Source organism: Paenibacillus phocaeensis (assembly GCF_900021165.1).
Taxonomy (GTDB): Bacteria; Bacillota; Bacilli; order Paenibacillales; family Paenibacillaceae; genus Fontibacillus; species Fontibacillus phocaensis.
The window spans coordinates 131,591-156,607 of sequence record NZ_FCOQ01000030.1; the positions used below are offsets into that span (position 1 = coordinate 131,591).

At 51.6% G+C, this 25,017-nt stretch carries 19 protein-coding genes and 1 tRNA gene; 3 read left to right on the forward strand and 17 right to left on the reverse strand.

Translation table 11 applies throughout. The features are described 5' to 3' along the window. Positions 1-98: 98 nt before the first annotated feature. Complete coding sequence (locus BN3795_RS19365; RefSeq protein WP_068786337.1) at positions 99-776, forward strand: GntR family transcriptional regulator; 678 nt, start codon at positions 99-101, stop codon at positions 774-776. Positions 777-956: 180 nt separating this feature from the next. On the opposite strand, the gene BN3795_RS19370 is transcribed toward BN3795_RS19365, so the two are convergent. From BN3795_RS19370 to BN3795_RS19425, 12 genes are all read right to left on the reverse strand, one after another. Next, positions 957-2,261 carry an MFS transporter gene (locus BN3795_RS19370; RefSeq protein WP_068786338.1) on the reverse strand — a complete coding sequence of 435 codons (1,305 nt, stop codon included), beginning with the start codon at positions 2,259-2,261 and terminating at the stop codon, positions 957-959. 255 nt (positions 2,262-2,516) lie between these two features. Further along, positions 2,517-4,583: a family 43 glycosylhydrolase gene (locus tag BN3795_RS19375; RefSeq protein ID WP_198524777.1), complete on the reverse strand. Its 2,067-nt coding sequence runs from the start codon at positions 4,581-4,583 to the stop codon at positions 2,517-2,519. Positions 4,584-4,635: 52 nt separating this feature from the next. Further along, a complete protein-coding gene (locus tag BN3795_RS19380; protein WP_068786340.1) occupies positions 4,636-6,633 on the reverse strand; it encodes a glycoside hydrolase family 31 protein in 1,998 nt (665 codons plus the stop codon). A 23-nt stretch (positions 6,634-6,656) separates the two neighbouring features. Then, the gene (locus BN3795_RS19385; RefSeq protein ID WP_068786341.1) at positions 6,657-7,637 is read right to left on the reverse strand and encodes an AraC family transcriptional regulator; all 981 of its coding nucleotides are present in this window, start codon (positions 7,635-7,637) and stop codon (positions 6,657-6,659) included. A 46-nt stretch (positions 7,638-7,683) separates the two neighbouring features. Continuing rightward, positions 7,684-8,613: a carbohydrate ABC transporter permease gene (locus BN3795_RS19390; protein WP_068786342.1), complete on the reverse strand. Its 930-nt coding sequence runs from the start codon at positions 8,611-8,613 to the stop codon at positions 7,684-7,686. Between the two features lie 13 nt (positions 8,614-8,626). Then, positions 8,627-9,580 carry an ABC transporter permease gene (locus tag BN3795_RS19395; protein WP_110945265.1) on the reverse strand — a complete coding sequence of 318 codons (954 nt, stop codon included), beginning with the start codon at positions 9,578-9,580 and terminating at the stop codon, positions 8,627-8,629. Positions 9,581-9,651: 71 nt separating this feature from the next. Beyond that, positions 9,652-11,283, reverse strand: a complete 1,632-nt coding sequence (locus BN3795_RS19400) for a type 2 periplasmic-binding domain-containing protein (protein ID WP_232729984.1) — start codon at positions 11,281-11,283, stop codon at positions 9,652-9,654. Between the two features lie 331 nt (positions 11,284-11,614). Further along, a complete protein-coding gene (locus BN3795_RS19405; protein WP_068786343.1) occupies positions 11,615-13,795 on the reverse strand; it encodes an MMPL family transporter in 2,181 nt (726 codons plus the stop codon). Positions 13,796-13,996: 201 nt separating this feature from the next. Then, positions 13,997-14,650: a response regulator gene (locus BN3795_RS19410; protein WP_068786344.1), complete on the reverse strand. Its 654-nt coding sequence runs from the start codon at positions 14,648-14,650 to the stop codon at positions 13,997-13,999. Beyond that, entirely contained in the window at positions 14,647-15,864 is a 1,218-nt protein-coding gene (locus BN3795_RS19415; protein WP_068786345.1) for a sensor histidine kinase, read from the reverse strand. The genes BN3795_RS19410 and BN3795_RS19415 overlap by 4 nt, the downstream gene beginning before the upstream one ends. A gap of 256 nt (positions 15,865-16,120) precedes the next feature. Further along, a complete protein-coding gene (locus BN3795_RS19420; RefSeq protein ID WP_110945266.1) occupies positions 16,121-17,347 on the reverse strand; it encodes a cytochrome P450 family protein in 1,227 nt (408 codons plus the stop codon). Positions 17,348-17,611: 264 nt separating this feature from the next. After that, positions 17,612-17,696, reverse strand: a tRNA-Leu gene (locus BN3795_RS19425). Between the two features lie 160 nt (positions 17,697-17,856). Here BN3795_RS19425 and BN3795_RS19430 point away from each other — a divergent pair. Then, positions 17,857-18,306, forward strand: coding sequence for a hypothetical protein (locus tag BN3795_RS19430; protein ID WP_068786346.1), 450 nt, complete (start codon positions 17,857-17,859; stop codon positions 18,304-18,306). Between the two features lie 23 nt (positions 18,307-18,329). Here BN3795_RS19430 and BN3795_RS19435 read toward each other — a convergent pair whose 3' ends face one another. The 3 genes from BN3795_RS19435 to BN3795_RS19445 form a co-directional block, all read right to left on the reverse strand. Further along, positions 18,330-18,545 carry a hypothetical protein gene (locus BN3795_RS19435; protein WP_068786347.1) on the reverse strand — a complete coding sequence of 72 codons (216 nt, stop codon included), beginning with the start codon at positions 18,543-18,545 and terminating at the stop codon, positions 18,330-18,332. A 523-nt stretch (positions 18,546-19,068) separates the two neighbouring features. Next, positions 19,069-19,401, reverse strand: coding sequence for a hypothetical protein (locus tag BN3795_RS19440; RefSeq protein WP_068786348.1), 333 nt, complete (start codon positions 19,399-19,401; stop codon positions 19,069-19,071). A gap of 101 nt (positions 19,402-19,502) precedes the next feature. Then, the gene (locus tag BN3795_RS19445) at positions 19,503-20,075 is read right to left on the reverse strand and encodes a xanthine phosphoribosyltransferase (RefSeq protein WP_068786349.1); all 573 of its coding nucleotides are present in this window, start codon (positions 20,073-20,075) and stop codon (positions 19,503-19,505) included. A 464-nt stretch (positions 20,076-20,539) separates the two neighbouring features. Between BN3795_RS19445 and BN3795_RS19450 the strand changes: the two genes are divergently transcribed. Then, positions 20,540-21,589: a YkvI family membrane protein gene (locus tag BN3795_RS19450; RefSeq protein ID WP_068786350.1), complete on the forward strand. Its 1,050-nt coding sequence runs from the start codon at positions 20,540-20,542 to the stop codon at positions 21,587-21,589. Between the two features lie 59 nt (positions 21,590-21,648). Here the strand turns inward: BN3795_RS19450 and BN3795_RS19455 are convergent, their stop codons facing one another. Next, positions 21,649-23,655 carry an ATP-binding protein gene (locus BN3795_RS19455; protein WP_068786351.1) on the reverse strand — a complete coding sequence of 669 codons (2,007 nt, stop codon included), beginning with the start codon at positions 23,653-23,655 and terminating at the stop codon, positions 21,649-21,651. Next, complete coding sequence (locus tag BN3795_RS19460) at positions 23,652-25,010, reverse strand: metallophosphoesterase family protein (protein WP_068786352.1); 1,359 nt, start codon at positions 25,008-25,010, stop codon at positions 23,652-23,654. Before BN3795_RS19460 ends, BN3795_RS19455 begins: the two co-directional genes overlap by 4 nt. Positions 25,011-25,017 lie beyond the last annotated feature (7 nt).

Sequence of the window (25,017 nt, forward strand, 5' to 3'; positions counted from 1 at the left end):
AGTTTGGGAAGCGTCTGTTACATTCATCACCTAGCTTGAATTCGATTTGTGTTAACATGATGTATACCAGAGAATACGAAACCAAAGCAGGAGTCCACATGTCGATTAAAGATGAGATCATGCGATCACTGAAGAGCGAAATCCTGACTCTACAACTAAAGCCCGGCACCATCTTGAGCGAAACCGCCCTATCCGAGCGTTTCCAAATCTCAAGGACCCCGCTTCGCGATGTGCTGAAACAGCTCAGTTTGGAGTCCTATATCGATATCTATCCGAAGAAAGGCAATCTTGTTTCCTATATTGATTTGGAATCGGTGGAGCAAATCATTTATTTGCGCAGCGTACTGGAGAGAGAAATTATCAAATATTTATCCTCCCACCTTCTGCTCACAGGCGTTCATGAGCTCAAGGAGATTTTGGACAAGCAGCTTGCCGTTATCCATGAAGACGAAGGCGGCGAACGATTTATGAATCTGGACGACGCTTTTCACCAATCCCTGTTCCGGCTGGCCGGAAGGGAGTTCCTGTGGAATCTGATTCAGCAGTCCAATGTCCATTACGCCAGATACCGCAGGCTGCATATGTTGAGAAAGGAAAAGCTGGTGGAGCTCCATCAGGAGCATAGCACCATACTCGAATTGATGATGAATCAGGAGCTCGATCAACTGGACGAACTTATCCATCATCATTTGAGAGAGGACATTAATTCGATGTATTTACAAAAAAATTTCTCGGAATATATTCAGGCCTCAAAACAGAGATCCGATCTTGCGTAACCACCAAAAGGAAGAAGCAGCCAGCAGAATGCTGACTGCTCCTTCCTTTTGCAGGCTTACTTATTGGGAATAGGCGAGGGATGCTAGAAATGTAAAAAATGCCGTTTTGATGTCCATGATCCTAGCACCAAGTAAAAGAATTACAAAAGCAAATGCGATATGCCCCGCCTCTGCAACCTCTTATTGTACTTTGTCCAGAACCTTGTATTCCGGATTTTTCAGGCAGAAAAAGCTCGACACACCTCCAATGATACCGACAATAAAGAACATAATGGCGATGCCCGATCCCTTGCCCATGCCAAAAAATAGGGATAATGCGTTTTGGATCGGCGATGCGGTATTCATAAAAGGCTCAAATACATAGTCTGCCAGAACTCCGCCCAAAAACAGTCCTACGGGAATCGTGCTGAACTGAATGGTATCCCTCGCCGAAAAAACGCGGCCCTGCATTTCTATAGGCACGTTACTGCGCATAACAGCGGTCAGATTTGCATTCAAAAAGGCCATCGGCACATTGGAAGCAAACGCTGCTATCATCCAAAGCGGCAAGGTGTGCGTTAGACTTTGCCCTACGTCGCCCAATAGAAATGAGATGCCGCAGGCAAAAAAGATAACGCCCACCCGGCTTTTGGCGGGCCTCATCAACGTAACAAGCACGCTGCCGATAAGCGTGCCCGTCCCTACGGCTGCCTGCACCATGCCGAGCGCGGCTTGATCGTTGCCCGTTCGGCTCAATATCAGCGCAGGCATCATTCCGTAGCCGCCCATTTTTGCGATAAAGTTGATAAAAGCGAAGAACAGAATCATCCGCAAAAGCGCCTGATGTTCCTTCAGAAACCGGACCCCGGCCAGGCAACTTCTCAGGAACGATTCTTTTACCTCTTCTGCATGCCGCTCTAAGGCTGGGATTTTAATAAACAGCATGAGGATGGAGAAAGCAATCGAAAACGTAACCAGGTCAAGGATCAAAACGGTTCTCAATCCGCCGAACGCTAACAGCGCGCTGCCCAGCGCCGGAGCTAATATGGTTACGATCGAGCCCGAAAACGCTTGTAGCCCGCTAACCCTGACGTATTGCTCCTTCGGAACGAGTAAACTTGTGGCTACATACGATGCCGGGCCTTGAAAAGCATTCATGAAGCTAAGCAGAAAATTGATGATATACAGATGCCATATTTGCAGGGCAGATGATACGTACAGCATCAAGACGGCCACCGTCCCAAGTGCTGCAAAGGCATCCGTTACAAGCATCGTTAGCTTTTTATCCCAGCGGTCGGCAATCGTGCCGGCGACAAAGCTAAACAAGATGGAGGGCACAAGCGAGCAAACCGACAACAGCGCAATACTGGAGGCGGTGCCTTCTTGTCCGTACACCCAGACGATTAATGCAAAATTGGTCATTGCCGTACCCAACGTGGATACGGACTGCGAGCCCCAGAGGACAAGGAAATTCCCAAGGCCCGAAAAGATATGATCTTTCTTCATGGCTTCCGCTCCTTACAAAATAAGTGATTGTAAGTGGCGCAAAGCCTGATGTGGACGGTAGACTTCCTTTCCGGAAGAACCGCTCCGCGCAATCACCGTCCTGAATCAGACCCTGCGCGGAGCATATGCCATGCAAAGCGTTAATCCTCTCATCGTAGACCACACCTCACTACTTCATTTATCCCGGGACTTAATTCGGTAATACCACAAACCAAGACGGGCGTCTATGAACGATGTATCGTCCGCTGGCGTGCATTATTTTGACTCTTCGACAACAACGGTTACGTATAATCTTTCGTATTCCGGCAGCAGTTCCTCCTCTTCCCTCATATCGAGAACAGGCGAACCGTCGAACCGGAAATGTACCGGCCGGATGCCCGCGTGGCGGTGTCCGCCGTTTACGCCGCAGGCATGGTAAACGTTGAACCAGTCGCCGAAGTTGTCCTGCAACATCATGTTGTGACCTGGTCCGTATTGCCCCTGCAGGCTGAGAGAATGCATCAATGGATAATTGCTTTTCCTCCAAGCGGATGGGTCCAGCGGATCGCCGGCCGCATCCAATTCCAGGAGACCGACCGTGTAGGTCGGCCCTACGCTGGAGCCGGAGTAAACCATATAGAGCTTGTCCATGCGCTTTAGCACATACGGTCCTTCCGACACGCCGGAAGCCGCGCCGCCGTTACGCTCCCACCCGTATTCATTTCGGCAGATCCGCACCGGATCCCCGGTAAGACGCCAGGGCTGCTCCGGGTCTACCGTCGCGATGTAAAGCGAGGCCAGTTCCTGCTCTTTCCCGATCCATTTGGGTTGCGACCAACAGAAATACGAGTTCCCGTTATGCTCGAAATAGGTCATATCCAAACAGATGTCGCGCTCCCTTTGCGATGGATCCGCCAACGGTTTCCCATGACGGTCCGTGATCCGTCTCGGCTTCTCCCAATGGTCCCGATTCATGGGATCTTCTCCGATGAGCGAGGCCAGGTGGGCTTGAACGCCATGCCAATGGTTGTTGACGCTGATCGCCAGCAAACAATACAGTTTGCCGCCGATCACATGCAGCTCCGGGGCCCAAAGCTCTCCTTGCCGTTCACCATCCGGAAGATTACCGTCCCACAGCAGCACTTCTTCCGCTCGGCCATCTTCAAGCCCTTCCAGTGTCTCGGCGGAGCGGATATAAATTTTCCGCTGCTTGTCATCATCCGTAGAAATGAAGTAGTAACGTTCCTTGTAGAGCAACACGTACGGGTCCGGCCTGGTTCGCATCATCGGATACGGGAAACGATGCCGGACCACCTTCGCCGGAAGTATATAGCGGCCCGGCCGCGACCAATCCAATTGGGCGATTCTATCCGAGTCGACTTCGATTCTTTGGGACGCGGCACTGCCGTCCGAATAATGGGCCGCCGCACGTATCGCAGGCAAATCCCGGGGAACGGAACCCGCCCGAAGGAAGATCGTCGGAACGGTCACGGAAACCTTGCGGACACGCCCCAGTTTGTTCCTTAAATAGATCGCTTCCGGCGCCGTCAAGGCGATCAACTGTCCGCTTGCTGCACCTTCAATGGGGATGGGGGCCGTCCTAACCGGGAACATTTCCCCCTGCTGTGGAGCATCAAAATGGATGAAATCCGATGTGGTTACAAACCAGGTTTCGCCGCTTTCTTCCTTCCAGCCGATCCGGTACAGCAGCGTCATGGCGTCCAATTCGCAGGAATAATCCAACAGCGCGGCCTGAGTCAGCTTGATCCGCCCTCTCTCTTCATAACGGACGAAATCGCGCGTTTCAAAATACAACAGTTCACCCTGGCTGTCGACATGTCCTTCATGGTCAAGCGGGACCGTCAATATGCCAAACCCCTGATCAGCCCGTCTGAAGCAGCGCGGCATTTGCAGCAGCTTGGTTGCTCCAACTGCCGACTTGCGGTAATCGGCTTTCGCAAACAGTACCCCGTAGTTGCTGTTCAGCGCTTCAAAACCGCCTTCTTCTTCCGTACTTAAGGCCAAATGAAGACTGTTGGCGATAAATCGGCTGTAAACATTCGGGTTATCATCCGGTTCGCGTGTATAGGCGGCCAGCCAGTAACGATCCCGCCCCAGCATGCGGACTTTAAAGCAACGTTCTTCCCCCTGAGTCGCCGCGATCAAATGAAACTCCGGCCCCACCCCTGTTTGCGGCGGCATCAAGCGCCCGTGCCCGTCCAGCGCGCCCGGCAATGAGGAGCGCCAGAGCACCGGCTCTCCGTGAATTTCCTCCGGCAGCACGGTATCCGGCGTTAAAAAGTAGGGCAGCATTAAGACGCCGTTGTTTTTAGAAACCGTCATTTGATATTCCACCCCCATTTTGAAAAGTCGGCGAAGTGCGCCGGCTGATCTCTTAAATCGCGCCAACCCATTCCGCGCAAGCGCCGTTCTTCAGAAATACCGGGATGACCTCCAGCGGAGCATCGGCTTGAATCATCTGACCCCCAGGATAGACGCGCCCGCTATGCAGTTCCGTCCATTCCGCCCCTGCAGGCAGATACACCTCGCGTTCGCTGGCGCTCTCCTGCACAACGGGGGCCACCAGCACATCCGGACCAAACATGTATTGATCCTGCAGGTCCCAGCAGATCCCCTCTTGCGGGAACTCATAGAACATCGGCCGCATGACCGGCGCTCCCTGTTCATGCGCTTCCTGCATCAGCCTGCGGGTATAGGGCCGCATCGTTTCGCGCAGGTTCATGTATTTGACCAGGATCGGATAAACCTCCTCGCCGAAACTCCAAACCTCGTTGTCACTTCCGGAGAACAAAGCTTCGGTACCGTCTTTGCGGTATATTTTCTGTGTAGGCAGACGATCGCCATGCAGACGCATGACCGGGCAGAACGTGCCGTATTGAAACCATCGGACCAGCAGCTTGCGGAAACTCTCGTTTTCAGGGTTGCCGCCGGAAAAACCCCCGATATCCGTAGTCCACCATGGAATACCGGCGATCCCCATATTCAGCCCCGCGCAAATCTGCCGTCTGAAGTCCGTCCAGGAGCAGTGGATGTCTCCCGACCAGACCAACGCACCGTAGCGCTGACTGCCCGCCCAAGCGCAGCGAACGAGATTGACGATATTTTGTTCCCCCTCCGCCGTCATGCCGTCATAAAAAGTGCGGGAGAAGAGCTGCGGGTAGACATTGCCGATTTGCACATTCGGCCCCATCTTGTAGCGGTAATTGTCAAAGTCGTATACGCCGTATTCCGGTTCCGCTTCATCCAGCCAAAATACACGGATGCCGTGATCGTAATAGTTTTGTTTGCACTTATCCCAGACATATTTGCGCGCCTCCGGGTTAGTTGCGTCGTAAAATACACTCTCTCCACCGAAACGCATACAGATGTTGACGCCCATTTCCGGTTTCACCAACAGGTTTTTATGGCGCATTTCCTCAAAATTTTCGCTTTTCAGATCGATTTGCGGCCATACGGACACCATGAGTTCAATCCCCAGGCTTTTCAGCTCCTCCACCATCGCTTTCGGATCGGGAAAAAATTCCTCCTCAAACCGGAAGTCCCCCATTTTCGGCCAATGGAAAAAGTCGCACACGATCACGTCAATCGGCAGGTTGCGCCGCTTGTACTCGCGCGCTATCTCCAGAAGCTGCTCCTGGTTCCAGTAGCGCAATTTGCACTGCCAGAAGCCAAGCCCGTATTCCGGCATCATCGGAACATAACCGGTAACGCTGGCGTAATTGCCCACGATGGCCGCAGGGGTATCGCCTGCCGTAATCCAGTAATCGAGCTGTTTCGTGCTTTCGGCGAACCATTCGGTCACGTTTTTGCCGAAGCTGGCCTGGCCAATCGCGGGATTGTGCCATAAAAATCCGTAGCCGAGACTTGACAGCACAAACGGCACGCTGGCTTGAGAGTTCCGGTGCGCAAGCTCGAGATGACAGTGCTTGAGGTTGAGAATCTCCTGCTGGTACTGCCCCATGCCGTACAGCTTCTCCGAGTCGTCGGACTCGAAACTGGCAGTCAGGCGAAAATCCCCGCCGATAATCGGCTTGAATTTGCGCGCGGAGAGGTTGAGACAGCCGTGTCCGTCCAGCTCCTGCAACAGCAATCGCCCTTCTTGATTATAGAAACCGATTCGGCAGTTTTTCGTCCAATCGGAAACCTTCAGAACCGCTTGGATCTTTCCATTGCGAATGGAAGCTTCATGTCCCTCTATGACGATTTCCGCTTCCCGGGATTCCGGTTCCAACAAGGCAAAGTCCGTGTCGAGAACCTCCCCCATCATCGCGCTGCGAACGCGCAAGCTGTCTTGCCCCCAAGGCTCCAGATATAAGGTTTCGCCGTTGCCCCGCCATATCAACCGGTTTCCTTGTCTCTCAAATAATGTCATGTTCTTGTTTTCCTTTCTGCTGATTACATGAATTTCAAATCCGTATCGCGCCGAACGGTATATTGACCCTGACCTTCATGATTCCGAATCGCGTTGCGATAATAGGCAGACGTACAGCCGTAGAACTTCTTGAAGGTCTCCGTAAAGCGATTCACGTTGCAAAAGCCGGTCAGTTCAGCGATTTCGGTGATGGTTTTATCCGTCGTCTCCATGAGACTGATCGCTTCAGAAATTCGGTATTCGTTCAAAAAATCCATGGGCGAAAGATCAAACTGCTTTTTCATAAACCGGCAAAAGTAGGACAGGCTCAGATTTACGTGCTGCGCCATATCCGCAAGGGTGATCCGCTTTCCGTAATTTTGCTGAACGTAGGCCAGCACTTTTTTGGCCAATAAAGAAGGATGGCCCTTCGCCTTCCCGAACGCTTGATCCGCATCGACCGGAACGGCGCGGGTCTGCAAACGATACAAGATCTCCAGCAGCTTGGCTTTGACCAGCAGTTCGTATCCGGGAGGTTCCTGCTGATAAACATCGCGTATGTCCTCCAATAACGGATAGAGATGCAACTCTTCGTCCATCTCGCGCGTAATCAGATGAGGATAACGGAGGTTCTGCATAAACAGCGGCAAGATATATTGCTGTTGAATCCGGTCATTCTCCAGGCTTGACAGAAAATTAAAATGCACCAGCACGGCATAGAAAACGATTTCCTCCCGGTCCAATCGGCTGGCAGAATGCAGTAGGTTGGGCGGGATGAAAACGATCTCGCCGCTTCGAACCTTCACTTTCTCCTGACCGATGTGCACCAGCGCACTGCCTTTCGCCAAAAATAGAAACTCCAGCTCCTCATGCCAATGCGAATACAGCACAACATTGTTGATTGGAGGGACCTTCGTCATGTGTACGCTCATGCGAAATTGCCTGCTTCCGTGAGCCACCGTTTCCTTCATATCCCGTGAAACGGTCTCCCCGAAGAATTCCAATAATTCAAGGCTTTTCTTCATTTCGCACCTCCCTGACCGGCCACGCGGACATGCGCTCAAATACGCGTCAGCCCTTGACCGCGCCGATCATGACTCCTTTTTCGAAGTACTTCTGGATAAACGGATACACCAAGAGGATAGGGACCGTCGACACGATGATCACCGCATATTTGATCTGATCTGCAAACTGCTGGGCATAGCTGCCCGCACCTGCGCCTGCCCCGGCCCCGGCACCGCCCGCAAACGCCTGGTTCGACAACAAAATGTTGCGAAGAACGATCTGGAGCGGCTGGAGTTCATCCGAGTTGAGATAGAGCAGCGCGTTAAAGAAGTCATTCCAATGACCTACCATGTAATAGAGAGAAATGACCGAAATGACCGCTTTGGAAAGAGGCATCACCACGGAAGCGAAATAGCGGAAATGAGAGCATCCGTCCAGCGCGGCTGCTTCATAAAGCTCCTCCGGAATCGAACTTTCAATAAAGGTCCGGGTAATAATCAAGTTGTAGACGCTCAGTGCGCCGTTTACAATCATGACCCATGGCGTATTAAGCAAATGCAGATCGCGGATCAACAGATACGTAGGAATCATTCCGCCGCCGAAATACATCGTAAATACGAATAACGGCATGATGACTTTGCGCGCCACAAATCCCCGTTGGGAAAGCGCGTAAGCGGCCGGCAAAGTAACCGCCAAATTTAACAGGGTACCGAATACCGTATAAATGATCGTGTTAAGATACCCTTGCCAAATGCGTCCGTCGTTAAAAATTTGTTCGTAACCGTAAAAATTGATCCCCTTGGGCCATAGAACAACATCCCCCTGATTCACCAACGTGGAGCTGCTGAATGAAGCGATAACAATAAAGTAGAGCGGATAGGCCACAATGATCATGGCACAAATGCTGACCACAGCTACAACGACCGTGTATAACCGGTCGGCTATGCCGCCGGAATGGACCAGGCTCTGCGGACCTTGCGCGTTTCTGGCAGACATGACCTCGCCTCCCTTACATTAAACTGATGTTCGATGACTTCTTGGCCAATTGGTTCGCCATCATAAGAAACAGGAAATTGACGACCGTATTGAAGAGTCCGACAGCCGAGCCGAAACTGAACTGGTTGGACTTCACCCCAACGTTGAACACATAGGTTGAAATGACTTCCGATACGGACAAGTTGAGACTATTCTGCATCAGGAAGGTCTTCTCAAAGCCGACGCTCAGTATGTTGCCCATATTCATGATCAGCAAAATAATAATCGTCGGCAGGATTGCAGGGATCTCCACGTGCCGCACGATTTGCCAGCGGTTGGCCCCATCGATTCGGGAGGCATCATAGAGTTGGGTGTCCACCGAGGATAACGCAGCGATAAAAATAATGCTGTTCCAGCCGCAGAGCTGCCAGATACCCGAAAGGACATAGACCGGAACAAAAGCTCTGGGATCCCCGATGAGATTCATATCCGCAGGAATCAGGTGCAATGATTTGAGCAAGCCGCTGACCAGACCCGTTGTGGGGGAAAGCAGGATTTGCAGCAAAGCCACCATGACGACCGTGGAGATGAAATACGGCATGTAAACCGTAGTCTGCAGGATACGCTTGCGCTTCGCGCTGCGAATGGAATTGATGACCAGCGCCAGCAAGATCGGCATCGGAAAACCAAGCAGCAGCGAGAAAAAGGCGATCACGAACGTATTTCTGAGCGTAGGCCAGAACATCGGACTGTCGAAATATTGCTCGAAGTACTTTAACCCGACCCAATTCCCCCCGGTAATCCCTTTGCTAAAATCAAAATCCCGGAAAGCGAGTTGAATGCCGTACATCGGGCCGTAACAGAAAATGGCGATATAAACAACCGCCGGGAGAACCATAATCCACAACTGATAGTTTCCCAAGTGCTTCCCCAGTCTTGTTCCTTTGCGGGCATGGAGGACCCGCTGGGCCGTCTGCGCTTGCTTCATGGATGCTTCCCCCCTTATAAAGGTGAACCCGGATGCGGTTCATGGAATGAATCGCATCCGATTCTCATCTTCTATTTCAAAGTCGACAAATACTCCTCATAGGCTTTCTGACGAATTTCCAGATTTTGCTTCAGACCGACCTTATAGACTTTGTCGACGTAAGCATCCCATTCCTTTTCGATATCGGCATTCGTCATCATCCAACGTGCCCATTCCTGGTCGGTGATGTTGTTGATATTGGCCTGATTCATGGCCATTGTATTGGTGTCTTCTGTACTGTATTTCATAAAAGCTTGCGGATAGACGTTCGATTTCGGGTCCGCTTTGGCAAGCAAGTCGTTATATATCGCCTTCTCTTTAAATACAGCCTGCATGTCGGTCCCGAGCGTCACCTTCTCTTTCAGGTCATCGGCAACATACATCGGGCCCAAGTCCGCAAACGAGTTGGTCCATTTCCAGGAACCGGGATCCAGCGAAGGGTCAGCCGGGGGCAGGATTTGATACGTGCCGTCCCCGTTATCTTTAATGCCTTGATCCTTATCGTTCATGCCCCCGAACAACACCTGGAGACTGACGGTCGGTTCGTAAAACGCATCGATAAATCGCATGGCCGCATCCTTATTCTTGGATTTGGCGCTCATGGCTACCGCATTGTCCCCGAAGTTCTGATTGTAATAGTCGTAACTCCAGTAAAGTTCATCCGTCGAATCGGCATGCTGCTTAAGCTGCGGCAACACCATATACTGGTCCTTGAGTTCGTTGCCAAAGCGGTCTCCGGATTCCCAGCCCCAAGTAAAACCTACCTTTGCAGTGGAGCCATTGCCGCGTGCCAGCGACTGATACTTGGAGTAATCCTGCGTGATGGCTTCTTTGTTGATGAGATCTTCGCTGTACAGCTTCTGCAGAAACTGCATTAACGTTTTAAAGCGTTCATCCACATAAAAATTTTTGACCTGGGCATTTTCGGTGAAGTAGCCGTCCGGCGCGTCATCGGACAGGGGCAACCCCAGACTGCCAAGCAGAAGCTTCGGCGTGAAACTCCAGCCGATTTTATTAAAATCCATCGGGATCTCATCCTTGGTGTCGCCATTCTGATTCGGGTCGCCGTCGCGGAAGGCGATCAGCGTCTGCTCCAGTTCGTCCCAGGTTTCGGGAACTTTCAAACCAAGATTGTCAAGCCAGGTTTTATTGATAAACATCGTTGCGGTAGCATTGGGCCAGAGCCCTTTATATCTGGGCGTACTGTAGATCTTTCCGTCAACTTGCGTAGATAGCGTTTTCAAATCAGGGTGTTCGCTAAACATATTTTGAATATTGGGCGCGTTCTTCTCAATCAGGGGGCTAAGGTCTTCAAACAAGCCGCCAAACTGCACGAAATCCGAATTCTTTGTCGCATTGAACAGCAGATCCGGAATTTCGCCACTGGCAAACAGGGCGCTCTTCTTCTGATCCCAGTCCGCGGAGATTTGCTGCCACTCGATTTCCACGTTCGCCTTCTTCTCCAAATCGGACAGCCACTGCATCTCATTGATGTCCTTCGTGAGCGAGTGCTTAACAAACAATGCCGTCAGTTTGGTCGGCTTGCCGTTTGAAGCGTTTTCATTTTGATCTGCGCCGGATTCGTCTTTTCCTCCGCAGCCCGTCAATGCCGCGCCAACCAAACAACCCGTTAGTAACACGGCCATCATTCTTTTTAGAATCATACCAAGACCCTCCCTTATGAACATTTGTCCATGGAAACCGTCAACGACGCCCTCCGGTTTATTGACCTTTTCTTCTGCACTGAACCCTCGTCTAAACTGGTGTGCGCAATCACCATGTAAGCGTTTAAACGCTATATTCAGTGTACCTTTTCTTTTCTTGGTTGTCTCATCGAATATTACCTTGTCATCATCGGATATTGACCTTTCTGGTTGCGCAGCCTCCTCATCTTTACCCTTCCGCCTGTATTCCAATTCGACTTCTTCTGTACAACAAAAAAATAACCCTTCGATTAGATCGAAGGGCTTCGTATTTAAGGATCAAGATAATAGGCTAACTTCGCTGTTGTACATTTTTCTTAATCTCCTCCATGACAGACTCTCCTTCAATATCAAGGTTAGGAAGAATTCGATCCAGCCACTTTGGCAAATACCAAGCAGACTTACCCAAAAGCGTCATGACCGCAGGCACAATAAGGAGTCTAACTACAAAAGCGTCAAAAAGAATACCAAATGCGAGTGCAAAGCCCATGGATTTAATAATCGGATCCTCTGCAAGCATGAATCCCGTAAAAACCGAGATCATAATTAGTCCTGCTGCTATTACCACTCCGCCACTATGCCCCATTCCGGCCAAAACTGCTTTCTTTGCATCACCGGTTTGTTTAAACTCTTCACGCATTCGGCTGACAAGAAATACCTCGTAGTCCATAGCAAGGCCGAATAGAATGCCTACAACAATGATAGGCAGGAAATTGAGGATCGGACCCGATCCGTAAAAGCCGAAAATACTGGACATATGCCCATCCTGTATGACAAACACAACAAACCCCAACGTTGCCGCTAGCGAAAGAATAAAGCCGAGCACCGCTTTAATGGGCACAAGCAAGGAACGAAACACTACCATGAGCAGGAAGAATGCCAGCCCAATGATCACCAGACAGAACTTCGGTAACGCATCGGTTAGGTTCTGGGATATTTCGAGATTCACTGCAGTGGAACCCGTAACCATCAGTTCCACATGATATTTATCCAGAAATTGAGGTGTCTGGTTCTTAATTGCATCTACTAATTTAGGAGTTTCAATATTATGAGGTCCTATGGCAGGGATAATATTAATCATAGCTACCTCTCCAGAAGGACTTGGTATTGCAGGCGAAATCGTACCTATATTCGGTATATTCTTTAACTCTTCCATTGCACTCGAAACATCGGCAGTGAAATCACCAGTGCCGTCTGCACGGGCTAGAACGATAAGCGGACTATGATAGCCTTCACCATAGGCCTCTGAGAGAAGGTCATAAGCGCGGCGCTCCGTCTTTTCTGTAGATTTTTGACCATCATCTGACGTGCCAAGTTCCATATGGAAGAAAGGAATCGCGATAGTCCCCAACATGATAATTCCAAGAAAGACCACCACCCATGGCTTGCTGGTTACCAAATGCCCAAGACGGTTCTTTTTCTTCTGAGTTTTGCGTCTCCCCATGTTCAGCAGCTTATTGCTGCTCCCAGCACTAATTTTGCCGCCCATCAAGCTAAGTAAAGCTGGAACAAGAATAATCGAGATTAACATGGCTGTTACTACACAAAATGCTCCAGCCAGCCCCATGGCAGTCAGAAATGGAATGTTAACCACAGCAAGACCGGTAAGCCCAATAATAACCGTGATTGCGGCAAATACAACTGAGCTTCCTGCTGTCGCATTCGCGATGGCGATGGATTCAGATTTGCTGAAGCCTTCTGCCAATTGTTGACGATACCTTGAGACCATAAAGAGTGCATAATCTATACCGACTGCCAATCCAAGCATAGCTGCCAGCGACATTGAAGTCGATGGAATGTCAAATAATTTGGTGCCTAGCAGTACACCCAGCAAGCCCATACCAAGCCCAATAACTGCTGTTACAATGGGCAATACGCCAAGCAGGAACGAACTAAAGGTTATGGATAGTACCAGAAAAGCAATGATAACGCCAATAACCTCGGACGGCCCCATGATTTTCATTTGAACATATGCTGCGCCTGTCAGCTCTGCTTCCCAGCCAGAAGACCTCATAGTTTCAGCAACAGATGAAAGATGATCTCTGGATTGATCTGTTACCTCACCGGCTGGGGTTTTGTATGTGACATCCAGATAAGCTATGTTCTTGTCTGCACGAATTGAATAATTTTCATAAGGACTTGTTACTGACTTCACTTGCGTATCTTCTTTAATATCCTTTAAGACCTTCTGTATAAAAAGTTGAGCCGTTTCTGAGGACAACGTCTCTCCTTCCGGTGCTTTAATTACCAAGCGTGCTTGCCCTCCATCTTCCTGCGGTCCGGCAAACTCCTTGTTCAGAAGCTTGATCGCTGACTCGGATTGAAGCCCCGGAATAGAAATATTGTCATTAAAGGATGGACCCACTGCTATGGCTAGTATGGCAAGTGTTAACAAAAATCCAATTCCTCCAATAAGGACTTTCTTTGCATTTCTTGCTGACCAATGTCCTAAACGATATAAATACTTTGCCATTTCTCTTCCTCCCGACATCCTATTCTTTCTTTTTTTTATATAGTTAGTTTAAAAAAAATAATCAAAGAAAGAATCGTACAAAGGGGAAGTGAGGAACCTGTACTTTAGGGAAATGAAAGGGAAGCAGAGGAATAAAAAAACACACGGAAGATCCGTGCGTTTCAAGTTGGAGTTTTCTGCATGAGCATGGCCCGAGTATAATCAGATATGAAGAAGCCCGTGTTCCAGTGCTGTAACTACAGCCTGGGAGCGTGAGTCCACCCCAAGTTTATTGTAGATATTAGTTAGATGGGCTTTGACCGTCCGTTCAGTAACCCCCATGTCAAAAGCGATTTCCTTACTTTTATATCCTCTAGCTACTAATTGCAAGACAAATAATTCTTTGTCCGTCAAGATGAAGCGCCCTTTTCCCTTTGAATTAGGCTCATCCATATGATTCTTAGCCGCCAAAACTTTAGCTAGAACATCGGGCTGCAGTAAGGTATCCCCACGCACGGCCGATTCAATCGTATGGAATAAATGCTCTCTGCCCGTATCTTTAAGCAAATATCCTCTTGCACCAAGCGCCAACGCATTGACCATTAAACCGTCCTCATTGTAGGTTGTTAATATGATGACAGGAATGCTGCACCGATTCGTTTGTAGGGCTTTCAAGGTATCTTCACCACTCATCACCGGCATATTTAGGTCGAGGAGGATAACGTCAGGCGAAAGTTCTTCAATCAAACGAAGAGCGACCTTCCCATTTTCCGCTTCTCCGATGATCTCAAAGCGGTTATCGGTTTCCAAGATCATCTTTAATCCTTCTCTTACCACCAGATGGTCATCAACAATCAGTATTTTGTATGGGTTCATATCCCTTCCCCTTTATGAAATGGAGCTTCGATTTGGATTCTTGTGCCAGTGGGATGACTATGAATCGTAATCGTTCCTCCGATTAACCGAACACGTTCATACATTCCCAGTATCCCGTAATGCCCCGTTTTTTGTCCGATCAGAGTTGTATCAAACCCTACACCGTTGTCTCTGATTTCAATATATAATGTGCTTGACCTCTCAGTCACATGGACCCATACTGAATCCGCTTTGGCATGCTTTGCCACATTCATCAAGCATTCACTAATAATCTGCAGACTATGCTCTTTTAAGGTGCCGGACATATGAGATGAAACCTCAATTCGACCAAGGATACTAATACCTGTAGCCTGAATAAATCGACGTATTTCATCATTAACTGCTTCCTCAAATTCCACATTAGAAGCAGATTTCATTCTTAGATTGTCGATAGCTAGCCGAGCTTCGGCCAATATTCTTCGAGCTTCACCCATGGATATTTTTAGATATTCCTGAGCTTTCGTAATATTTCCTTTAGATACATGTGCATCAATAGCTTCGATTTGCATGATAATCCCTGCTAATCCTTGAGCGAGTGTATCGTGAAGATCGCGTGCCAAACGTTGGCGTTCGTTTGCGAGAGTCAGTTCTTCAACCTTTTTATGTGCCTTTTCCAAATCCCTCAAAAAAGTTTGTGTCCGGATTCGGGCATGTACTTGCTGAAAAAATAATGAGGCATATGCGACCACTACAATTAACATTAACAAAAATAACGGCACCATTAATACCAGTTCATAACGGCTCCCTAGATACAATAAGGCGTAAAAAAACATAAAGAAACTGTATAGGATCACCAGTGCAATTTTGCGTTTTTGATAGTACAGGCTAATTGATTGTCCAATCAAGACAGGATACAATCCGATAAGAATCGCCGGAGAACTGTCAGGCATTAATAAAGCACAGGCAAAAATAAGCAATCCTTGAATTAAAAAATAAATCCAAGCCTTAGTTTTCACGACCCTGTATAGATTCCAGTGAAGTACGAGATGTATTCCATATACAACAGTAAAGATCATGGTGTTCATCCAATTTAGCTGGCCCAGCATCTGTAAGATCATTGAAGCTGCATAGACTAACGATACCCAGAGCAGAATAGGACCACGAGCAACAAGGATTTCATCACTCATCTGATCTTCAAGTTCTTTGTCTGTCCTAAAAATCCGTGGGATCTTCATATTGTTCCCCTCATACTTTCATACTATTTCCTAAACCTTCGGAATGTACGCCGACAATTTTAACACTCATCTTTATTGCCAACTCCTGTAACCAATTGATACCCCTCCTCTACTATACATGATTGTAATACAACGTTATTGCAGTTTAATCGTACAAAAGGGAAGTAGGACATGTACGAAAGGGAAGTGAATCGCATACTAAAAAAAGCAACTTCACCCCTGAAGGGGAAAGTTGCGAACCATTCAACTAAAATAATTAATATATCACCGGTATCTCCTTTAATCCTCGTATAATCATGCCCGGCCGCCATTCCAGCAGCTCATCCGATGTTTTCAACCGTATTTCCGGCATCCGGTTTAGTAAGGCGTTTATGGCAATTTCGCCCTCCAGTCTTGCCAATGGCGCTCCCAGACAATAGTGCACCCCTTTGCCAAAAGCAATATGGTTGTTTACTTCACGTGTGATATCAAACGTATCCGGTTCTGGAAACTGCCGAGGGTCTCGGTTTGCCGAAGTAAAGGAGACAAATAGCATGTCGCCTTGTCGAATGTGTTTGCCTTTATACTCCACATCCTCCGTTGCCCATCGAACGTTGCTTACTTCAGCAGGCCCATTATAACGTAATATTTCTTCGATGGCCATATGGATCCGAGCAGGATCATTTAAGAGCAACTGTTTCTGCTCCGGGTTACTCATGAGTGCCAGCATACCATTCCCGATAAGGTTTACCGTTGTCTCGTGACCAGCAATGATTAGCACGAACACAAGCGCATACAATTCATGTTCCGAAAGAACATCCCCTTGCTCCTCCACGCTAATGAGATCACTGATCAAGTCTTTTTGAAGGGCGTTCCTCCTATGGGCTATCAGCTTCTGCAGATAATCAACAAAGTCTTTCATCACTTCGTCGCTTTTGCGGTCCAATTGCGGATTATTAAAGCCTTCCATAATGGTATTAGACCATTCCCTAAATTGTTCCTGATCCTCAAGAGGAACCCCAAGCATTTCACAAATGACGATGATGGGGAGAGGAAAAGCAAAATCTTCAATCAAATCCATCTCGCGTTTTCCCCTCGATTCGATCCGATCAAGAAGTTCGCTGCTAATTCCTTCGATACGGCTCCGCAACCCTTCAATCATCCGTGGAGTAAAAGCTTTCTGGATCAGCCGACGAAGCCTGCGGTGGTCATCTGGGTTAATACTGAGCAAATTACGATAAATAATTTCTCGATGCGGAGGTAATGTGCCCGTTTCATTTTCTAAATAAGGAGAATTGGTCACAAAACGCGAATCCTGCAAAATCTCCACCGCATCTTCGTACTGTGAGACGATCCAGGCGAACTGGCCGTTAGGCAAGAGGAACCGATGCACCGGGTCATTTTCTCGCAGCTCGTGGTATACCGGAAAGGGATTGTTAATAAACCTTTTATCCAGAAAGTCGACCATAGATTCCCTAAACCCATTCTTTTGATCCGTTGACATTAAAACGCCTCCTAATAATGAATTGGATTGAAAATGGATAATGGGCGTGCAAATCAATCCCCCTTTTACATACTGCGATCCGTAGCAGTATCGAATTGATAGTTAAACTATTATTTCAATATTTACAATATCATTAAAATAACATTAATTCAAATTTATGCCATTCCTACCCATCTAAACTTCTCCAGTAAATTCCGAGTATGCAAAAAGCCCTTGAATCTCCACGAAAGAAGAAATTCAAGGGCTTATTCCTTATTGAGTTAATGCGGTCGAGAGGACTCGAACCTCCACGGGGGGTTAGCCCACACGGACCTGAACCGTGCGCGTCTGCCAATTCCGCCACGACCGCATATTGAGTATCGAGCAAATTAACTTTTGCAGCGACAAGATAGATCATACCACGTCTCGCACCAAGAAGTCAATGCAAAACTTTCAAGAGTTGCGCTTGATTAAAAACGTCCGGCTGGGGTATGATAAGAACATAAGTTCGTATGAAGAGGTGTTGTTCGATGGCTGTACCCGGCATCAAGGAAGAGGAACTGGCGCTGATTAAGAGCGCGTTGCTGCTTGGTTTTTTGCAGAAAGTATTCGAGCGGGATGCCCGGATTCTCGAGCAGAGCGGGTTGTTGAAGAGCCCGGAGGCTTACGTGGACCTTATCCGCGGCGGAGAGCGGCGCGTAACGCTGGTCCTCTCGGAAATTCAAGGCAAGTTCCGCGAGCGGAACATCGAAATTGAACGGATCCTCCAGGATGAGAACGGCATACAGGCGGAATACCGCTGCCGGGGGTATCACGGGAAGATGCGGATTTTGTGGGCGGGTCTGCAGCGCGAGGTGTCCTCCCGGATGCGTGCCTATTTGAACGGCAGCGCTCCCGCACCCGGCTCGTCCCGGCGGGAACGTGCGGACAAAGGGGACAAAGTGGACAGAGGGAACCTTAAGGAGCATCCGCTCCCTTAAGATCCCCTCTTCAAACAAGACGATCAATCCAGCGGCGAAATCCTAGGCTCGCGCGCAGGTTGGTAAATGTAGTTGCGATCCAGCTTGACCACGTTGCGGTTCGGCTTGCGGATTAAGACATGCGTGTCGTCCCAAGCCACTACGATCCCCCGCACGTCGTTTTCCGGAATGCCGTCGCGTACGACGCGCACTTTTTCTCCGGACAGCCGGTATTGGTCCAGCGTTTCATCTGAAATCATCGACATTCTACCTCCTGATTTAGGGGAACAACCTCTATTATACAACAGTTCGGGGTCCAAGTTCGCGGTTCGCGTTTGGATGATCCTCTGCATGGGGCTTTGCACCATTATCCCTTTTGTTAAGGGAGCATGGATTAGGAGGGGAGCGGAAGCGAAACCATCGGAATCGTCCGGAAATCAGGATCAAGACACTTTGGAACCCGGAGTCCGGATTTCACGATCCGCCTCCCTCCGGCTGCGAGGTAACGCTACCTTATCCGCTCAGCCTGCCTCTTAAGCCTACGTCCGCCCCATGATCGAACCGTTCGCTTGCGTCGCCAAAGTTTCTTTGCCCCGACAGTCTTGTTTGCTGCTGCCTGATTAAACGGGATCCTCGTTCAAAGCGCCGGGCAGCGTGTATGGATCTGACGTCAAACGCAAAAAAAGCCCCGCCGGCGAACCGACGGGACTTCGAATGCCTGCATTAACCGATACGGCGCCGCAGTTAAGAGCATATCACTTGCGGCATCAGCACGGTAACCGCTTATCGTGAAGCGTGCTCCCGGCTGTCATTCGTTTCGAACCAAAAATCAAGCACTTTCGCCGACATAACCCTCTGTTCCAAATACCCTATCTGTTGCGGGCTGAACTGTTCCTTCCAGGGCACCTCGAGCTCTTGGCATAGCCCGGCTATCGTCAACAATTGCGACCATGCTACATAGCGTTTGTACCAGAAAAACTGGGGATGTTCAAGCATATAGGGATAAAGGTCATCAAACTCGGTATGTTTGCAATCCAGGGCACGTTCAAAAGTAACCTTCGCTTCAGACAATTTCGAAAGAAAAAACTCCGCGTCAACTGCCAATTCTTTCCCCATTCTTTAAGCCTCCTCTCCCTAGTAATCCTCATTATAGCGAAAAAAAGAGGGCCTGCAAAGGATTAACCGAAATTTGGCTGCTTTTTCTTCGTCCCTTTGTCCTAATCGGCAAACGTAATTCGGCCGCCCTCCAGCGAAGCGATGCGCGCCAGCGTCTCGAGCCGAATCCCTTGTTCGCGAATGGCCCGGGCTCCGGGCTGGAAGCACTTCTCGATCACGATCCCCGCCCCCACCAGCTCGGCTCCGGAACGGGCGATGATTTTGATTAATCCCCGCGCGGCGTCGCCGTTGGCGATAATATCGTCGATAAACAACACCCGATCGTTCTCCCCGAGGAAATCACGCGACACCAAAATATCCGTGACAATGCCTTTCGTAAACGAAGGCACCCGTTCACACAGCATGTCCGGCTCGGCCAGCAACGTCTTCTTCCGCCGCGCGAACACGAGCGGAACGCCCAGTTCGTAAGCGGTGGCAAACGCCACGGCAATCCCCGACGACTCCACCGTAATGACGCGGGTGACGCCTTGATCGCGAAACCGCTTGGCAAATTCCTGACCCATCTGCATCGTCAACTGCGGATCGACCTGATGATTGAGCAGTCCGTCAAGCTTCAGCACCTGGTCCGAAACGATGACCCCTTGCTCCACGATCTTTTGTTTTAACAACTCCATCTGATTTCCTCCAAGGCTCATATTCAATAACTCCGTTCCATCCAAGATGACATGCGGGATGACCCTCCGTACCAAGAAAGCTCCAAAATTGAACCCGTGCGGCTGGGCGTGCGGCGAATCCGTGAAGTCGGCTCACGCGGATAGTCGTGCAGCAAACACGTGAAGTCGGCGCTCGCGGAAGTCGTGCGGCGAACCTAACGGAACGTAGCGCCCTTATTTGCTCATTTCCCGACTATTTCTCGCTGTAACGGAACTGAGAGACCTTATTAGGCAATTTTCGCACTCATTTCACAACGTTTGCTCAAAATAAGGTCTCCTCGTTCCGTTAGAATTGAGAATCCTCGATAGCGGGCAAATAACGTCTCTGTGTTCCGTTAGCTGACCTCCTGCGTTTTTTAAGTCATGTCCCGTTCTTGGACAACATACCCTGTACTATATATAGCACAAGAACCGGGGGGAAAACCATGAAAAATGCCGTAAAAGTTCTGCAGATCGCATTCACCTATATCGGCACTGTCGTTGGCGCCGGTTTTGCGACGGGGCAGGAAATTCTCCAGTTTTTCACCCGGTACGGCAAATGGGGCGTTCTGACGATCCTGTTATCCACCGTGCTGTTTGTCTGGCTCGGAACGAAAATGATGCTGCTCGCCCGCGAGATCAAAGCCGCTTCCTATGAGGACCTGAATCGCCGCCTGTTCGGGGAACGGATCGGCCGGGCGCTCAGCTTGTTTACATTAGTCGTGTTAATCGGCGTCAACAGTGTGATGCTGGCGGGGGCCGGCTCCGTTTTTATGGAACACCTGGGGCTTCATTATCAGACAGGCCTATGGATCACCTTGATTTTCACCTACCTGCTGCTGGGTCGGGGGATCAACGGGGTACTGCAGTTGAACTCCATCGTCGTGCCGATGATGCTGATTCTCTCGCTCGCGATCATTGTGAATACCGCCGGCTCGCCGGGGGCGACCCGCTTTCTGACGCTGGAGACAGATACCGCGCTGGTAGCGGCCTGGGCGGCCCCGCTGATGTATTCCGCCTTTAACCTGTCGATGGCCCAGGCGGTGCTCGTGCCGATCGGCAGCCATACTGAAAGCCGCCGCGTCATTGTGCTCGGTGGTGTTCTCGGCGGGCTGGGCGTTGGGTTTATGTTAATGGCCGGTCATTTTGCCTTGTCGGCCTACATGCCGGGGATCGTCCAATACGAAATTCCGATGGGCAGCATCGCCCAGCAGTTGGGGACGACCATTCAGTTGATCTACGTCCTGCTCATCTTCATGGAGATCTTCAGCACCTTCGTCGCCGATGTTTACGGCGTGACGCTCCAGCTGCAGCAGCGGATCCCGGTGCCGCCGATGCTGATTTCGGTTACGATTCTTTTTATCTGTTATATCACCAGTCAGTTCGGCTTCAGTTCGCTGCTGTCTGTGCTTTATCCCGTGTTTGGCTTGTTCAGTTTGTTATGGGCGCTGATGCTGGGTTTGTACCGGCAAAAAAACACCCCCGGGGCTAACTAAAGAAGTCATCGTTAAACCCCGGGGTGTTCCGTCAAAATGCGGTTCCCTGCGTTAATTGCCTACATCCGCACGATCTTCGCCGCGGGCAGCAAGGTCTGAATATGCCGGACGACATGCTCGTGGCAGGTCATCATGATGATTTGCTGACGATCGGCAACCGTTCGCAGCACCGATAAAGCCCCTTCCAACCGGCCTTCATCGAAATTGACGAACAGGTCATCCAGCAGCAGCGGCAGCGGAGCCTGCCCTGACACCGCTTCGGACAAGGCCAGCCTCATCGACAGGTAGAGCTGCTCCGCCGTCCCCCGGCTCAAAAGTGTACTTTCCAGAGGCCCGAGTTCCGCGTGTTCGGCCATGAGCTCCTGGGTGCCCATTTTCATGACGATGCGCCGATAAGTGCCTCCGGTCATCTCCGCAAAATACCCCGAGGCGGCCTGCAGCACTGCCGGCTGCCGCTCCTCTTCGTAAACCCGGCGCGCGCGGCCGATCAACTCATGGCATACGGCCATCACCGCATACTGATCCACCCGGTCGCGCAGGGCCGCACGCTGCTCCTCCAGCTGCTGCATGAGATCGTCCCGCTGACAGCGGGCCGCTAGATTTTCCTGCTCCTGCAGAAGGCGTCCGCGTTTCTCCTGCAGTTGCCCGACCAACGCCTCCGCTTGCCGCAAATCCTGCTCGGACTTCTCCAGCCGTTGCCGCAAGTCTGACTCCTCCGTCGTTTGCAAGAGACGCTCCAGCTCGTCCCGCTTCGCTTCATCTAGTCCAGCGAACAACAGCAACTCCAATTGCCGCAGCTCGCGCTCCAGTGCTTCTCGCTTCTCCCGCGCTGCATTCAGACGCAGCAGCTCCTCCCCGTCCGCGGCGCCGGCTTCAGCGAGCAGCAATCGCTCCGATTCCTGCATCTGCCTCAGGCGATCATCCAAGCGTTGCCCTTCCTCCTCCAGCGGCCGCAGCTGGGCGGACAGCTGATTCAACTGATTTTGCAGATCGATCGCACCGTCCAGACGGGCTAACGCCGCGCTCAGCGTCACCGCCGCCTGTCCCAACTCCGCCTTCTCATCTCCGTAGCGTAAGCATTCCTGCTCAAACCGTTCGTTCTCCGACCGCAGCGCGGCGATTTTGGCATTCAAGGTGTCCAACCGGGACAACCAGTCCCGCCCTTGCTCCGCCAGCCGGAATACGTCCGATGCCGCTTCCGGGGACAAATCCACTGACAACCTCCGCTCAGTCAGCCAGGCCTCCCACTCCCTGTCCAGCTCGTCAAAGGCCGCTTCGCGCTGGACCAGCTCGCGCCGGGCTGCGGCCAGCTCGTCCCGGAGGGCGGATGCCTGATTCAAAGCGGCATCCGCCTCGCCCTCCAGGGCGGCGTGGCGCTGCTCCCAGAGCAGCCACGCCTCCATCAGCCGGCGCAGCTGCCGCTCCTCCTCGTCCCAGTCCACCGGACCGGACGAAGGNGCCTGAAGGAGCTGGGCGATTTCCTGCGTACGCCCGCGCGGCCGGTACAGCTTGTCCATCTCCTGGACCAGTCGCTTCTCCCCGCGCAGCACCGCGGCCCCGCCGCCGATGCCGGCGTGGAACAGATAGCGGCTCAGCTCCTCCGACTGCAAAGCGCCCACTTCCTGCAGCTCGGTCAGCGACACGGCGAAGAGCTGCTTGAACATCGCTTTGGACATGCCGCCGAGCAGTTCCCGCTGCATCTCCTCCTGCGTTGCCTCCCGAACTTCGCCGCGCTCGTCGCTGCGCGTGATCCGCAGCCGATCGCCGCGCGTGCCGGGCAAATTCCGCCCCTCGGGCGGCTGCGCGTAGCGCTCGATCAGCCAGCGCGCCCCGTCGTCGCCGAGCACCGTCAGCGCTCCGCCATGCGCCCCGCCCCGCAGCGGCTCGTACCGCTCGGCAGCCAGCGCCCGGGAAGGAATCCCGAACAGCATCGCCCGGACGAAGCCGAGCAGCGTGCTTTTTCCCGCCTCATTAGGACCGTACAACACCGTCACTTGGCTGGGAAGCTCCACGTCCAGCCCGTTCAGACGGCCAAAACCGCTGACCTGCATCCGCTCCAGCTTCATGAAGCTCCCCTCCCTTCCCGCAACTGCGGCGAATCCTCGTTCAACAGGGCAGCCGCTAGTTCCTCCGCTCGGCGCACCAGCTCCCGCTTCGCCTCCGGATCCAGCTCCTGAAGCATACGCCGCAGATGACGGTTGTCCGAGAGTGAAGCCAACGCAGTGTCAACGAATTCCTCCACGCGTTCAGGCTCCGCCGCCGTCCGTTCGCCCAGCCGGAACAACTCGCCGAGGAAGCTGTCCTCCGCCAGCAGCCCCTGGCGGTCCAGTTCCATGCCGGTTTCGAGCTTGAAGCCCGCCGGCCAGACGATCCCTTCGCCCGGCAGCAAGCCCTCCGCAGCGGCCGCATCCGCCGCAGCGAAGCCGGTCCCTTCCAACCGCCCGCTCTCCTTCCGCCGCAGCTCCTGCAGCAGCTCTGCCGCCTCGGGGCCGGACTGAAGCAGCGTATGCAGCGGCCCCCGTCCGGTGAACGTGAACCGGACGACCGTGATGCGGCCGGGCTCCAGTTCCCGCAGCTCGTCCAGCCGCTCCTCCACGCGGGCCTTCCATGCTTCTTCCGTGGCCAGCCCGTCGATCGCCAAACGACTCTCCAGCCAGAGCACCTGATCGAGGCGTCGAAACGATAACTCGGCTTCCCCGTTCTCCGCCACCTCAACGAGATAGCAGCCCTTCGGGCCGCTCTCCTTCAAGCTGCGTCCCTGAATGTTGCCGGGGTACACGACCCACGGCGATTCGCTAAGGATCTGGCGCTTATGGATATGCCCCAGCGCCCAGTAGTCATATCCCGAAGCCTGCAGGTCGCGGAGCGAGCATGGCGCGTAAGCGTCATGCCCCTCCTGGCCGTCCACATTGCCATGCAGCAGCCCGATATGATAGAGGGGAGAGCCCGGCTCGCGCCGATACTGCAAAACCAGATTCTCATGCACCGCCGCAGTGGGATAAGAGCTCCCGGTCAGCACCGCAACCGGCTCCCCGTCGCTCCGCCTGACGGCGGTGACGCTCTCCGCCCGGGGGCCAAACTCGTAAACATGTCCGGGCAGCGCCAACCTTAGCCGCCGTCCGGCCAGGGGATCGTGGTTGCCGCGGATCAGATAGACCGGAATCCCGTGCTCCCTAAGCTTGTCCCAGCCTTCCCGCAGCCGCAGCTGCGCGCGCAGCGAGGAATCGGCAGCATCGTAAATATCCCCGCTGATCACGATGAAATCAACGGCTTCTTCGATCGCAAGCCGGATCATCCGGTCAAAGGCGGCAAAGGTGGATTCCCGCAATAACCCGCGCAGCCGATCCGGCACGCCGGACATGCCCGAGAAGGGAGTGTCCAGATGCAAATCGGCTGCGTGGAGAAAACGAAAGGCTCTCATTCGTGCA

What these genes read in the sequence shown, in the direction of transcription:
- BN3795_RS19400 (WP_232729984.1), bottom strand. Translation starts at nt 11,283, where the DNA reads ATGATTCTAAAAAGAATGATGGCCGTGTTACTAACGGGTTGTTTGGTT.
- BN3795_RS19395 (WP_110945265.1), bottom strand. Translation starts at nt 9,580, where the DNA reads ATGAAGCAAGCGCAGACGGCCCAGCGGGTCCTCCATGCCCGCAAAGGA.
- BN3795_RS19440 (WP_068786348.1), bottom strand. Translation starts at nt 19,401, where the DNA reads ATGGGGAAAGAATTGGCAGTTGACGCGGAGTTTTTTCTTTCGAAATTG.
- BN3795_RS19375 (WP_198524777.1), bottom strand. Translation starts at nt 4,583, where the DNA reads ATGACGGTTTCTAAAAACAACGGCGTCTTAATGCTGCCCTACTTTTTA.
- BN3795_RS19370 (WP_068786338.1), bottom strand. Translation starts at nt 2,261, where the DNA reads ATGAAGAAAGATCATATCTTTTCGGGCCTTGGGAATTTCCTTGTCCTC.
- BN3795_RS19365 (WP_068786337.1), top strand. Translation starts at nt 99, where the DNA reads ATGTCGATTAAAGATGAGATCATGCGATCACTGAAGAGCGAAATCCTG.
- BN3795_RS19420 (WP_110945266.1), bottom strand. Translation starts at nt 17,347, where the DNA reads ATGTCAACGGATCAAAAGAATGGGTTTAGGGAATCTATGGTCGACTTT.
- BN3795_RS19445 (WP_068786349.1), bottom strand. Translation starts at nt 20,075, where the DNA reads ATGGAGTTGTTAAAACAAAAGATCGTGGAGCAAGGGGTCATCGTTTCG.
- BN3795_RS19410 (WP_068786344.1), bottom strand. Translation starts at nt 14,650, where the DNA reads ATGAACCCATACAAAATACTGATTGTTGATGACCATCTGGTGGTAAGA.
- BN3795_RS19380 (WP_068786340.1), bottom strand. Translation starts at nt 6,633, where the DNA reads ATGACATTATTTGAGAGACAAGGAAACCGGTTGATATGGCGGGGCAAC.
- BN3795_RS19435 (WP_068786347.1), bottom strand. Translation starts at nt 18,545, where the DNA reads ATGATTTCAGATGAAACGCTGGACCAATACCGGCTGTCCGGAGAAAAA.
- BN3795_RS19430 (WP_068786346.1), top strand. Translation starts at nt 17,857, where the DNA reads ATGGCTGTACCCGGCATCAAGGAAGAGGAACTGGCGCTGATTAAGAGC.
- BN3795_RS19405 (WP_068786343.1), bottom strand. Translation starts at nt 13,795, where the DNA reads ATGGCAAAGTATTTATATCGTTTAGGACATTGGTCAGCAAGAAATGCA.
- BN3795_RS19415 (WP_068786345.1), bottom strand. Translation starts at nt 15,864, where the DNA reads ATGAAGATCCCACGGATTTTTAGGACAGACAAAGAACTTGAAGATCAG.
- BN3795_RS19450 (WP_068786350.1), top strand. Translation starts at nt 20,540, where the DNA reads ATGAAAAATGCCGTAAAAGTTCTGCAGATCGCATTCACCTATATCGGC.
- BN3795_RS19390 (WP_068786342.1), bottom strand. Translation starts at nt 8,613, where the DNA reads ATGTCTGCCAGAAACGCGCAAGGTCCGCAGAGCCTGGTCCATTCCGGC.
- BN3795_RS19460 (WP_068786352.1), bottom strand. Translation starts at nt 25,010, where the DNA reads ATGAGAGCCTTTCGTTTTCTCCACGCAGCCGATTTGCATCTGGACACT.
- BN3795_RS19385 (WP_068786341.1), bottom strand. Translation starts at nt 7,637, where the DNA reads ATGAAGAAAAGCCTTGAATTATTGGAATTCTTCGGGGAGACCGTTTCA.